Raw genomic sequence first — 12,820 nt, 5'->3', positions numbered from 1 at the left:
CCGGAACCCCGTAGGCACCGTACGCAATTCCCGCGACGGACCCCCCACCCTCCCCCGTAGAGCAGACGACAGGAAGCTCACCGGGAGGGGAACAGGACGTGGCAGGGCACAGAGGCAGGCGTGTCAGAGGTACGGCGGCCGCCGTGGTGGCGATGGCGGCGCTCACCGCGTCGCAGGCGCCGGGGGTGATCCCGGCGCGGGCCTCCGTACCGGAGCCCGCTCAGGCACCGGCCGAGCACGGACCGAGCGTGTCCGGCGACGCCCCGTACCGCACGGAGCTTCCGCCGCTGCGGGCCCGGAAGCACGCGGGTGGCGGGGCGGCGGCCGTGGAGGTGGGCGGCGCACTGCCGGCGAGTGTCCTCGCCGCCTACCGGAGCGCCGAGGACCGGCTCGCGCGTGAGGCGCCCGGCTGTCGGCTGCGCTGGCAGCTGCTGGCGGCGATCGGGCAGGTGGAGTCGGGGCAGGCGCGGGGCGGAAGGGTGACGTCGGACGGTACGACCGTGGCGCCGATCCTCGGGCCGCGGCTGGACGGCGTGGCCTTCGCGCTGATCCGGGACACCGACGGCGGTGTCCACGACGGGGACACGGCGTACGACCGTGCGGTCGGGCCGATGCAGTTCATCCCGTCGACCTGGGCCCGCTGGGGTGCGGACGGCAACGGCGACGGGCGTACGGATCCGAACAACGTCTTCGACGCGGCACTCGCCGCCGGACGGTATCTGTGTGCCGGTGGCCGGGACCTCTCCGTCCCCGCCCAGCTGGACCGGGCGATCCTCGGCTACAACCACTCGGCGGCCTATCTGCGCACGGTCAGGGCCTGGTACGCGTACTTCCTGGAAGGGCACCGGGTGGTGCCGGACGGGTCCTCAGAGTCCTCCTCCGCCGGGTCCTCCTCCGCGCACCCGGAGCCGTCGCGGCCGGCCGCCACACCCAAGCCGTCGCGGACACCCTCCGCCCGGCCGACTGCCACGCCGTCCCGTACTCCGTCGACCCCCGTCTCTCCGGCCCCGGCCGGAACCGGCCCGGCCACCGAACCCGAGAACCCGGACGAGCCGCAACTCCCCGCCCCCGCCCCCGACATGGAGCTCCCCGGCGAGAACCTGCTGCCCAGCACCGCCCCACTCACCAGTAACAGCGCGGACTCGATGACCGTCTCCCCCTCCACAACCGCCGATACTGGGCGGTAATGTCGCCCCCCGCCGGACAGCACGAGACCGGTGGGTGAGCGCGAAGGGGCCCTCATGGCGACGGACACGCCTGCGGACATGCCCGCAGAGACACCTGCGGAGGTGACCGCGGCCGACGAGCGGTGGCGGCGCATGTGGAGCCACCGTGAGCACCTGCTCAAGGTGGCCCGGCGCCGGTCGATGAGCCCGGAGGACGCCGAGGACGCGGTGCATGAGGCGATGCTGCGCGCCGCCGAGCGGCCCGACCTGGACGAGGAACGGCTCGCGGCCTGGCTGACGACGGTGACGATGCGCCTGTGCGTCGACCGCTACCGGCAGGTGAACCGCGAGGCCGAGGTGCGGACCAGCCCGACGCTCATCGCCCCCGGTCCGGTGCCCGTCGAGGAGGCGGTGTGCGACCGGGCCGAGGCGAAGTGGCTGGCGGTGCGCAGTGGTGAGCTGCCCGCGCGGCAGGCCGAGGCGCTGCGGCTGAAGTCGCAGGACCTGGACGTCGGCCAGGTCGCCGTCCGGATGGGGCTGAGCTACCGGACCGTCGAGTCGCTGCTGGCCCGGGCCCGGCGGACGCTGCGGCAGTCGCTGGCCGCCACGCTCGGGTGCGCGCTGTTCCTGATCGGATGGAGGCGGCCGCGCGGGGTCGGCAGGGCACAGGCCGTGGCGGTCGCCTCGACGGCGGCGTCCTTGGCGGTGGCGGGGTTCGTGCTGCCGTACGCCCTCGACGGCAGCGGAGGCGGGGGCGGGGCGGTGCCTCGGCCCGTCGTCGCCTCTCCGGGTGCGGAGGCGGTACGGCCGGACGGTGGTAGCGGGGGCCGTACACCCCGGGGGAATGAGCCCACGGCTGCGGCGGCCGAGCGCCCAGCGGCCGATTCCGTCGGCGGCGAATCGTTCCTCCCGCTGTCCGTGCCGTCATTGCCGGAGGTCCCGGCCGTCGCGCAGGTCCCGGATGTTCCGGGCGTTCCGGATGTCCCGGACCTTCCTGAGGTCCCGGAGGCCCCGCTGCCCGGGCTGTCCGCGCCGGAGGCCCCGCGGGTATCCGACGTACCCGATTTGCCGGTGGAGCTCTCCGCCGTTCCGACGGACACGGCGGCCACGGCCGTCCCGGAAGCTCCTGAGACATCCGACGCGCCGTCCACCTCCCCGTTCCCCGAGCTCACGGCGAGCCCGCTTCCGTAGCGCTGCCAGAAACCTGCCCGGTAGCGCTGCCCGGCCCGCCCGGAAGTGCTGCCGGAAAACCTGTCCGGTAGCGCTGCCCGGCCCGCCCGGAAGTGCTGCCGGAAAACCTGTCCGGTAGCGCTGCCCGGCCCCGCCCGCAAGCGCTGCCTGGAACCGACCCGAGAGCGCGCCCGCAACCCGCCCGAAAAAAATCCGCCACCCGAGCGACGGACCCCCCGCCCCTCCCCGTAGAGCAGATGTCAGAGCTGCTCACCGACGAAGGCGCGGGCTGAAGGGTGGACCGGATGGGTGTCGAGATCTGTGTGGAAGGACTGACCAAGTCCTTCGGTCACCAGGTCATCTGGCAGGACGTCTCGCTGACACTGCCAGCCGGGGAGGTCTCGGTCATGCTCGGCCCCTCGGGCACGGGCAAGTCCGTGTTCCTCAAGACGCTCGTCGGACTGCTGAAGCCGGAGCGCGGCTCGATCACGATCCAGGGCCGGGACATCACCAAGCTCCGCGAGCACGACCTGTACGAGGTGCGCAAGCTGTTCGGCGTGTTGTTCCAGGACGGCGCGCTGTTCGGCTCGATGAACCTGTACGACAACATCGCCTTCCCGCTGCGCGAGCACACCCGTAAGTCCGAGAGCGAGATCCGGCGCATCGTGCTGGAGAAGATGGACATGGTCGGGCTGATCGGCGCGGAGGGGAAGCTGCCCGGTGAGATCTCCGGCGGGATGCGCAAGCGGGCGGGGCTCGCCCGGGCGCTCGTGCTCGACCCGGAGATCATCCTCTTCGACGAGCCCGACTCCGGCCTCGACCCCGTCCGCGTCGCCTACCTCAACCAGCTCATCGTCGACCTCAACGCGCAGATCGACGCGACCTTCCTGATCGTCACGCACGACATCGCCTCCGCCCGCCAGGTGCCGGACAACATCGGGCTGCTGTTCCGCCGCGAGCTGGTGATGTTCGGGCCGCGCGCGGAGCTGCTGAGCAGCGACGAGCCCGTCGTACGGCAGTTCCTGAACGGCCGGATGCAGGGCCCGATCGGCATGGCGGAGGAGAAGGACGCGGCGCAGGTCGAGCAAGAGCTCGCGCAGATCGACGACAGCGCGCGCGTACAGCAGCTGACTCCCCGCCTGCTGCCGGGACCGGGCATCACCCGGCCGCCCCGCTGGCAGGCGATCGCACGGCGCGAGGCCGAGCTCCACCAGAAGGAGGTGGCCGGCGCATGAGCCTGTCACCGGCCGCCCAGCTCCACCACAAGGAGGTGGCCGGCGCATGAGCCTGTCACCGGCCGGGGCGCTGCGGCACTCCGGCAGCCTCTTCGCGATGGCGCTGGACGTCGTCCGGACGATCCCCCGACGGCCCTTCCAGGCGCGGGAGTTCATCCAGCAGGCGTGGTTCGTCGCGAGCGTGACGATCCTGCCGACGGCCCTGGTCTCCATCCCGTTCGGGGCGGTCATCGCGCTCCAGATCGGCAGTCTGACCCGGCAGCTGGGCGCCCAGTCCTTCGCCGGGGCCGCCTCCGTGCTCGCCGTGCTGCGCGAGGCCTCGCCGATCGTGACCGCGCTGCTGATCGCGGGCGCCGGCGGCACGGCGATCTGCGCCGACCTCGGGGCCCGGAAGATCCGCGACGAGATCGACGCGATGCAGGTGCTGGGCATCGACCCCATCCACCGGCTGGTCGTTCCCCGCGTGCTGGCGTCGATGCTGGTGGCGGTGCTGCTCAACGGCCTGGTGTCGGTGGTCGGCGTGGCGGGCGGCTACTTCTTCAACGTCGTCCTCCAGAACGGCACTCCCGGCGCCTACCTGGCCTCCTTCACCACGCTCGCCCAGCTCTCCGACCTGTGGGCGGCCGAGGTCAAGGCGCTGGTGTTCGGTGCGATCGCCGGGATCGTCGCCTCCTACAAGGGGCTGACCGCGAAGGGCGGGCCCAAGGGTGTGGGCGACGCGGTGAACCAGTCGGTGGTGATCACTTTCATGTTGCTGTTCGTGACGAACTTCGTGATGACCGCCGTGTACTTCCAAGTCGTTCCCCAGAGGGGCTGAGGCATGGCGCTGTTGAAAGGCCTGGAGGAGCTGGGAGCACAGCTGTCCTTCTACGGGCGGTCGCTGGTCTGGACCGGCCGCACCCTGCGCCGCTACAAGAAGGAGATCCTGCGGTTGCTCGCCGAGGTGAGCTTCGGCCGGGGCGCGCTCGCCGTCGTGGGCGGCACGGTCGGAGTGATCGCCTTCCTGTCGTTCTTCACCGGCACGGAAGTGGGGTTGCAGGGGTACGCCGCGCTCAACCAGCTCGGCACCTCCAACTTCGTGGCGTTCCTGTCGGCGTACTTCAACACCCGTGAGATCGCCCCGCTGGTGGCCGGGCTCGCCCTCTCCGCGACCGTCGGCGCCGGGTTCACCGCCCAGTTGGGCGCGATGCGGATCAGCGAGGAGACCGACGCGCTGGAGGTCATGGGCGTGCCCTCGCTGCCGTTCCTCGTGACGACCCGGATGATCGCCGGGTTCGTGGCCGTCGTCCCGCTGTACGTGATCGGCCTGCTCTCCTCGTACCTGGCCGCCCGCACCATCACCACCGGCTACTACGGGCAGTCCACGGGCACGTACGACCACTACTTCCAGCAGTACCTGCCCCCGGTGGACGTGCTGTGGTCCTTCGGGAAGGTGCTGGTCTTCGCCGTCCTGATCATCCTGGTGCACTGCTTCTACGGCTACTACGCGAGCGGCGGCCCGGCGGGGGTCGGCGTCGCGGTGGGCCGTGCGGTGCGGACCTCGATCGTGGCGATCAACGTCCTGGACTTCTTCCTGTCGCTGGCCATCTGGGGCGCCAGCACGACCGTACGGATAGCGGGGTGAGCCGCCGGATGAGAGTGCTGAGACTGCGGTTGTACGGCGTCGTCTTCATCGCCGTACTCGCCCTGCTGCTGTCCCTGTCCGTCGCCGTCTACCGCCAGGTGTTCACACCGGTCGTGCGGATCACGCTGGAGGCCGACCGCCTCGGCAACCAGCTCGATCCGCGCGCCGACGTCAAACTGCGCGGGCTGCTGGTCGGCGAGGTGCGCGAGGTGCGGGCCGACGGGACGAAGGCGACGCTCGACATCGCGCTGAAGCCGGAGCACGTCGCCGAGATCCCCTCCGACGTGCACGCGCGCCTGCTGCCCAAGACGCTGTTCGGTGAGAAGTACGTCGACCTGGTCGCACCGCGCGGCTCATCGGCCCGGCCCATCCGCGCCGGTGACGTCATCACCCAGGACCGCACCCGCGTCGGCATCGAGGTCCAGCAGCTGATGAACGACCTGCTGCCCCTGCTGCGGACGGTCCAGCCCGGCAAGCTCAACGCCACGCTCTCCGCGTTCGCCACCGCCCTGGAGGGACGCGGCGACCGGATCGGCGACAACCTCACGCGAGTGGAGGCCTACCTGCGCCGCCTCAATCCGCACCTGCCGTCCCTGAAAGAGGACATCGCACGCTTCGCCGACGTCGCCGAGGTCTACGGCGACGCGGCGCCCGACCTGATGGAGATCCTGCGCAACACCGTCACCACCAGCCGCACGATCGTCGAGCAGAAGGACCGGCTGGCGGCGGCTCTGACGACCACGGCGACCGTCGCGGGCACCGCCGAGGACTTCCTCGACGCCAATGGCGACCGGCTGATCACCCTCGGCCGGGTCTCCCGGCCCACGCTGGAGCTGTTCGCCCGCTACTCGCCCCAGTACCCCTGCCTGCTGGCCGGCCTGGTCCGGCAGGAGAAGGCGTCCGAGGAGGCGTTCCGGGGCGGGAAGATGCACATCACGCTGGAGGTCGTACGGCCGCGGGGTGCGTACGAACCGGGTGAGGAACCGCGCTACGGCGAGCGGTCGGGTCCGAACTGCCGTGATCTGCCGCATCCTCCGGTGCCGGCGCCCGACGCCCACCTCGATGACGGTACCGAGAAGCCGGGTACGGCCTCGGGCGGTCCGCTCGGCGTCTCCGCCACCCGGGCCGAGCAGCGGGCCGTCGGCTCGCTCGTGGCGCCGGTGCTGGGCGTGCCCGCCGACGAGGTGCCGCCGGTCGCGACGCTGCTGTTCGGGCCGATGGCGCGCGGGACGGCGGTGAGCGTCGCATGAGCACCCAAGGTGCCCGGCAGACGGCCGCGCCGCTGATCAAGTTCAGTCTGTTCGCGCTGGTGACGGTGGTGGCGACAGCCCTGCTCGCCGCGACCATCGTGAACATCTCCTTCACTCCCGAGCACGAGTACCGCGCGGTCTTCAGCGACGTCACCGGGCTGGAGGAGGGTGACGACATCCGGGTGGCCGGAGTGCGGGTCGGCGAGGTCGCGGGCATCCGGATCAAGGACCGGACGCTGGCCGAGGTCACCTTCACGGTCAGCCGGGACCGGCCCCTGCTCACCAGCACCGGCGCCGTCATCCGCTACCGCAACCTGGTCGGTCAGCGCTACGTCGCGTTGACCGAGGGCGCCGGCGACAGCACCCGGCTGCGCCCCGGCGGCACGATCCCGCTCGCGCGCACCCAGCCTGCCCTCGACCTGAACGCGCTGCTGAACGGCTTCAAGCCGCTGTTCGCCGCGCTCAGCCCGAAGGACGTCAACCAGCTGGCCACCGAGATCATCAAGACCCTCCAGGGAGAGGGCGGCACCGTCAACAGCCTGCTGACGCACACGGCATCGCTCACCACGACACTGGCCGGCCGCGACAAGCTGATCGGCTCGGTGATCGACAACCTCAACACCGTGCTGAAGACGCTCGACAAGCGCGGCGCCCGCTTCTCCGGCCTGCTCAAGCAGCTGCGCCGGGTCATCTCCGGCCTGTCCGCCGACCGCAAGCCCATCGGGAAGTCGCTGGTGAGCATCGGCGACCTGACGGAGGCCACCTCGGGCCTGCTGAAGGACGCGCGCCCGCCGCTCAAGGACGACATCGCGGAACTGACCGACCTCACCGGGACGCTGAACGACAACGAGAAGACCGTGGAGGGCGTGCTGAAGAGGCTGCCGAACAAGCTGGGCGAGCTGACGGGGACGGCGTCCTACGGCTCGTGGTTCAACTTCTATCTGTGCGACTTCGACGGCCGGATCGTGCTGCCGAAGACGAAGCAGGTGCTCACGCCCGAGATGCACGTGGCGAGGGCGAGGTGCGGGGCATGAGCCGCAAGCGCCGCCCGGAGCCGCTGTTCAAGGTGCGCGTGGAACCGCCGAAGCTGCCGAGCCTGAGGCTCCCGCGTATCCGGGCCCGCCGCAAGCCGCGTCCACAGCCGTTGATGAAGGTCCGCGTCGACCCGCCGAAGCTGCCGAGGATACGGCTGCGCCGTCCGCACCTCGGGCCCTTCCGCGAACGCAATCCCCTCGTCATCGGCGCCGTCGGACTCACCGTCCTCGCGCTGCTGGCCGTGGCCGCGTTCAACGCCGACCGCCTGCCGGTGATCGGCGACGGCGAGACGTACAGCGCCGCCTTCGCGGAGGCGGGCGGTCTCAAGCCGGGTGACGAGGTGCGCATCGCCGGGGTCAAGGTCGGCAAGGTCGAGGAGGTCGACTTGGACGGCGACCACGTGAAGGTCATCTTCAAGATCAAGGACGAGCCGGCGTTCGGCACCGGGACCGGCGCGTCGATCCGGGTCAAGACGATCCTCGGCGCCAAGTACCTCGCCCTGCACCCCAGGGGGCGGGGCCGGCTGGAGCCCGGCAGCGAGATCCCGCTGGAGCGGACCGTCCCCGCGTACGACGTCGTGCAGGCGTTCAGCGATCTCACCACCACGACGGAGAAGGTCGACACCGACCGGCTGGCCAAGGCCCTGGACACCATCTCCACCACCTTCGAGGACTCACCGCAAGAGGTACGGGCGTCCATCAAGGGCCTGTCGAAGATCTCCCGGACGGTGGCCTCGCGCGACAAGGCCCTCAAGGAGCTCCTCGACCACGCGAGAGGCGTGACGGGAGTACTCGCCGACCGGTCGGGCGACTTCACCGCCCTGGTCGAGGACGGCGACAAGCTGTTCAAGGAGATCAGCAAGCGGCGTGCGGCGATCCACAAGCTGCTGAAGACCTCCGCCGCGCTCGGCATCCAGCTCTCCGGCCTGGTCCAGGACAACGACAAGGAGATCGGGCCCGCGCTCAAGGGCCTCAACACCGTCGTGAAGATGCTCGAACGCAACCAAGCCGGCCTCGACCGGAGCATCGAGCTCCTGGCGCCCTACGTGCGGGTCTTCACCAACACCCTCGGCAACGGCCGCTGGTTCGACTCCTACGTCCAGAACCTGGTCGCCGCCCCGGTGGTGCCGCGGACGCGGACGGGGGGCGCGCAGTGAGCAACCGTTGGAAGAAGGGCGCGGCCCTGCTGACCGCCCTGACCCTGGTCGCCGCGCTCACGTACGTCCTGTGGCCGCGGACCGAGCCGGCCCGCGTCACGGCTTACTTCCCGCGCACCGTCGGCATCTACCCGGGCTCGGACGTCCGCGTCCTGGGTGTGCGGATCGGCGAGGTCAAGAAGATCACGCCGGAGGGCGGCCGGGTGCGGGTGGAGCTGGAGTACGACGCGGACCGGAAGGTCCCGGCGGACGCACAGGCCGCGATCATCAACTCCTCGGTGGTCAGCGACCGTTACGTGCAGCTGCTGCCGGTGTACCGGAGCGGCCCGGTCCTGCGGGACGGGGACGAGATCCCCGAGTCGCGCACGGCCGTGCCGGTAGAACTGGACCGTGTCTTCGACAGCCTGCACACCACGGCCGAGGCGCTGGGACCCACGGGCGCCAACAAGGACGGCGCCCTGTCACGGCTGCTCGGCGTCAGCGCCGACAACCTCGACGGCCAGGGCGAGAACCTGCACCGGACGGTGAAGGACCTCTCGGAGGCGGTCACGACCCTGTCCGACGGCCGCACGGACCTGTTCGGCACGGTCCGCAACCTTCAGGTGTTCACGGCGGCGCTGGCGGCGGACGACAAGAGCGTGCGGTCGTTCAACAGCAGCCTCGCCAAGGTTGCCGGACAACTCGCGGGCGAGCGCAAGGACCTGGCGGCGGCGCTGAAACACCTCGGCACGGCCCTCGGTGACGTGTCCGCCTTCGTGAAGAAGAACAAGAAGTCGCTGACGTCGAACGTGGAGGGCCTGAGCAAGGTGACCAAGGTGCTCGTCACCCAACGGGCGGCGCTGGAGGAACTGCTGGAGGTCGCGCCGACGGGCATGTCGAACCTGCACAACGCCTACAACCCGTCCGCCGGCACCCTCGACACCCGCAACAACCCGGACCATCCGCAGGACCCGGCCGCACTGCTGTGCTCGATCCTGAAGACGACCGGGGAGAAGGCCGACTGCGGGGACCTGAGGGACCTCTTCGACTCCCTGCCCGAAGTGCCCCAGGGCACGTCGGGCACCGGCACGGTCGACCGCACCCTCGGCGGAATCCTGGGGGCGAGCGCATGAGGCCCCCGCGCAAGAGCGGGGCCGTCACGTGGACGGCCGTCGCAACGGTGCTCCTGTCCGGCTGCGAGTTCAACGGCTGGTACGACGTCCCGCTCCCCGGCGGAGCCGCCGCCGACGGCCGCGCCTACCACGTCACCGTCGAGTTCCGCGACGTCCTGGACCTGGTTCCGCAGTCGTCGGTCAAAGTCGACAACGTCACCGTGGGCGCGGTGGAGAAGGTGGAGCTGGAGGGCTGGCACGCGAGGGTCCGCCTCCGGGTCGCCGACTCGGTGAAGCTGCCCGCCAACGCCGTGGCCGGGCTGCGGCAGACCAGCATGCTCGGCGAGAAGTACGTGGCGCTGGCCGCGCCGCCGGAAGGCACGCCGGTCGGCCGGCTCCGCGACGGCGACGTGATCCCCCTGTCCCGCAGCGGCCGCAACCCGGAGGTCGAGGAGGTGCTGTCCGCGCTGTCCGCCCTGCTCAACGGCGGTGGCGTGGCCCAGCTCAAGACGATCACCACGGAGCTGAACAAGGCCCTGGAAGGCCGGGAGAACCGGGTCAAGTCCCTGCTCAAGGAGCTCGACACCTTCATCGGCGGCCTGGACGACCAGCGCCGGGACATCGTCCGCGCGCTGAAGGCCGTGGACCGGCTGGCCAGACGGCTGGGCAAGGAGAAGACGACGATCGCCGAGGCCGTCGACACGATGCCGCCCGCCCTGAAGGTCCTGGCCGACCAGCGCCGCGACCTGACGAGGATGCTCACCGCCCTGTCCAAGCTGGGCAAGACCGGCACCAAGGTGGTCAACGCCTCGCACGACGACACGGTCGCCAACCTCAGGAAGCTCCGGCCGATCCTGCACCAGCTCAACAAGGCGGGCAGCGACCTGCCCAACTCCCTGGAGCTGCTGACGACCTACCCGTTCCCGCGCAACGTGGTGGACGCCATCAAGGGTGACTACGTCAACCTGCACATCACGGCGGACCTTGATCTGGCCGGCATCTACGGCAACCTGACGGACGAGCCGGGCGGCGGGAACGGCGGGGACCCCCGGGTGCCCGAGCTTCCCGGGCTTCCCGAGCCCCCCGACCTGCCGGACGCACCGGATCTCCCGGACGTGCCGGGCGTACCGAAGCCCACCGCGCTGCCGAGCAGTCCGACCGTGCCGTCGCGCCCGTCGGCCCCCTCGGGCGGCGACGACGACCCGCTGTGCCCGCCGGTGTGCACCGCCGGCTACGGCTCCGGCGGGCACCGCACCGGGGATGACTGGCCCGAGGGGATCAACCTCGAACTCGCCGAGCTGCTGCTGAAGGGGGTCCAGCCGTGATCACCCGTACGGTCAAGGCACAACTGATCGCCTTCGCCACCCTCACCGCCGTGGGCGTGTCGTACGTCGGCGCCGAGTACACGGGCTTGGTGGACGAGGTCCTCGACCGCGGCTACACCGTGCGGGCCGACTTCGCCGACTCCGGGGGCGTGTTCCCCGGTGCCGAGGTCACCTACCGCGGGGTGCCGGTGGGCAAGGTCGGTGCACTGAGCCTGGCCGGCCCGGACGGGGTCTCGGTCACGCTCGACATCGAGGACGGTGCGCCGCGCATCCCCGCGGACACGCTGGCGGTGGTGGCGAACCGCTCGGCGGTGGGCGAGCAGTACGTCGATCTCCAGCCCCGGGCCTCCCGCGGCCCGTATCTGCTGGAGGGCAGCACGATCCCGCGCGAGAGCACACGGGTGCCGCTGTCGACGACGGACATGGTCCTCAGCCTGGACCGCCTGGTGAACTCGGTCGGCAAGGACGACCTGCTCGTCACCGTCGACGAGCTGGGCAAGGCGTTCGCCGGCACCGGCCCGAACCTGGGGCGCCTGGTGGACTCGGGCAACACCCTGGTCGAGTCGGCGACCGAGGCACTGCCGGAGACGATCGCCCTGATCGAGGACTCACGGAAGGTCCTGAAGACACAGGCCGACCAGGGCTCGTCGATCAAGTCGTTCTCTCGCGATCTGGCGGCGCTCTCAGCCCAGTTGAAGGCCAGCGACGGGGACCTGCGCAAGCTGATCGGCAACGCGCGGCCGGCGGCGCAGGAGCTGAACTCGCTGCTGAAGTCGGCCGGGCCGGAGCTGTCGGTCCTGCTGGCCAACCTGATCAGCGGCGGCCAGGTCACGGTGGCCCGCCTCCCCGGCGTGGAGCAGGCCCTGGTCACCTTCCCGCTGATGGTCGCGGGCAGTTACACGGTCGTCCCGGGCGACGGCACCACCCACTTCGGCCTGGTGCTGAACGCCGACGACCCACCGGCTTGCACCCAGGGGTACGGCACGGCACGCCGCGACCCCGCGGACACCAGCACACGCGAGGCGAACACCGGCGCCCGCTGCACGCTCCCGCGCGGCAGCCAGTCGTCGGTACGGGGCGCGCAGAACGCCCCGGGCGCGTCGAGCCCCGGCGTGGGCGCGAACCAGGCGACCTACGTCACCCCGTACGACCCGGAGACCGGCACCACGACCGGCCCGGACGGAAGGAACGTCGAGATCGGCTCGGCGGGCGGCCAGCAGGCCGTGTTCGGAAAGGAGTCGTGGCAATGGCTGCTCGTCGGCCCCATGGCATGAGGCAGGGACGACCCCGAGTGAAGACAGCGGGACTCGTCGCGGCGACCGTCAGCACCACGGTAGTGGCGCTCTGGCTGGCCTTCGGCCTCTACGAACAGCGGGAGGCGGACCAGCGACGCCAGGGCATTCTGGCCGCCGCCCGCCAGTCGGCCCTCAACTTCACCTCCCTCGACTACCGGCACTACGACCGCGACAGCGCGAACGTACTGGCGGGCGCGACCGGCGAGTTCAAGAGGCAGTTCACCGCCCAGACGGAGCAGTTGACGAAGCTCGTCGCCCAGAACAAGTCCGTGTCGGAGGGCCAGATCCTGGAGGCGGGCATCGTCCGCTCCGACGAGAACTCGGCCCGTGTGCTGGTGGTCGCCGACAGCAAGGTGACCAACACCGCCGTGCCCGGGGGAGAGGCGCGCACGTACCGGCTCCAGCTCGACCTCGTACACAAGGACGGCCGCTGGCTGACGTCCGACGTCGAGTTCGTCGGCTGATCCACGGGC

12 protein-coding genes are annotated in these 12,820 nt (G+C 70.9%); all 12 read left to right on the top strand.

The features are described from left to right. The first annotated feature begins 98 nt into the window (after positions 1–98). The 12 genes from OO68_RS00205 to OO68_RS00150 all read left to right on the top strand — a co-directional run bounded on the left by OO68_RS00205 (position 99) and on the right by OO68_RS00150 (position 12,811). A complete protein-coding gene (locus OO68_RS00205) occupies positions 99–1,187 on the top strand; it encodes a lytic transglycosylase domain-containing protein (protein ID WP_033306013.1) in 1,089 nt (362 codons plus the stop codon). A gap of 54 nt (positions 1,188–1,241) precedes the next feature. After that, positions 1,242–2,357: an RNA polymerase sigma factor gene (locus tag OO68_RS00200; RefSeq protein WP_033306012.1), complete on the top strand. Its 1,116-nt coding sequence runs from the start codon at positions 1,242–1,244 to the stop codon at positions 2,355–2,357. A 284-nt stretch (positions 2,358–2,641) separates the two neighbouring features. After that, complete coding sequence (locus OO68_RS00195) at positions 2,642–3,571, top strand: ABC transporter ATP-binding protein (RefSeq protein ID WP_033306011.1); 930 nt, start codon at positions 2,642–2,644, stop codon at positions 3,569–3,571. A gap of 46 nt (positions 3,572–3,617) precedes the next feature. Next, positions 3,618–4,388, top strand: a complete 771-nt coding sequence (locus OO68_RS00190) for an MlaE family ABC transporter permease (RefSeq protein WP_033306010.1) — start codon at positions 3,618–3,620, stop codon at positions 4,386–4,388. Positions 4,389–4,391: 3 nt separating this feature from the next. After that, entirely contained in the window at positions 4,392–5,195 is an 804-nt protein-coding gene (locus OO68_RS00185) for an MlaE family ABC transporter permease (protein ID WP_033306009.1), read from the top strand. Between the two features lie 8 nt (positions 5,196–5,203). Beyond that, positions 5,204–6,445 carry an MCE family protein gene (locus OO68_RS00180; RefSeq protein ID WP_033306008.1) on the top strand — a complete coding sequence of 414 codons (1,242 nt, stop codon included), beginning with the start codon at positions 5,204–5,206 and terminating at the stop codon, positions 6,443–6,445. Next, positions 6,442–7,479: an MCE family protein gene (locus tag OO68_RS00175; RefSeq protein ID WP_033306007.1), complete on the top strand. Its 1,038-nt coding sequence runs from the start codon at positions 6,442–6,444 to the stop codon at positions 7,477–7,479. The genes OO68_RS00180 and OO68_RS00175 overlap by 4 nt, the downstream gene beginning before the upstream one ends. Next, a complete protein-coding gene (locus OO68_RS00170; RefSeq protein ID WP_245236863.1) occupies positions 7,476–8,636 on the top strand; it encodes an MCE family protein in 1,161 nt (386 codons plus the stop codon). Before OO68_RS00175 ends, OO68_RS00170 begins: the two co-directional genes overlap by 4 nt. Continuing rightward, on the top strand, positions 8,633–9,748 hold the full coding sequence (locus OO68_RS00165; protein WP_033306006.1) for an MCE family protein: 1,116 nt from the start codon (positions 8,633–8,635) through the stop codon (positions 9,746–9,748). Before OO68_RS00170 ends, OO68_RS00165 begins: the two co-directional genes overlap by 4 nt. Beyond that, complete coding sequence (locus OO68_RS00160) at positions 9,745–11,052, top strand: MCE family protein (protein ID WP_033306005.1); 1,308 nt, start codon at positions 9,745–9,747, stop codon at positions 11,050–11,052. Before OO68_RS00165 ends, OO68_RS00160 begins: the two co-directional genes overlap by 4 nt. Beyond that, entirely contained in the window at positions 11,049–12,326 is a 1,278-nt protein-coding gene (locus OO68_RS00155) for an MCE family protein (protein ID WP_033306004.1), read from the top strand. Before OO68_RS00160 ends, OO68_RS00155 begins: the two co-directional genes overlap by 4 nt. Next, a complete protein-coding gene (locus OO68_RS00150) occupies positions 12,299–12,811 on the top strand; it encodes an Rv1363c family protein (RefSeq protein ID WP_051814208.1) in 513 nt (170 codons plus the stop codon). The genes OO68_RS00155 and OO68_RS00150 overlap by 28 nt, the downstream gene beginning before the upstream one ends. Positions 12,812–12,820: the final 9 nt, after the last annotated feature.

The organism is Streptomyces iakyrus, from assembly GCF_000717055.1.
Lineage (GTDB): Bacteria > Actinomycetota > Actinomycetes > Streptomycetales > Streptomycetaceae > Streptomyces > Streptomyces iakyrus.
This window is presented reverse-complemented; position numbering and strand designations above follow the sequence as displayed.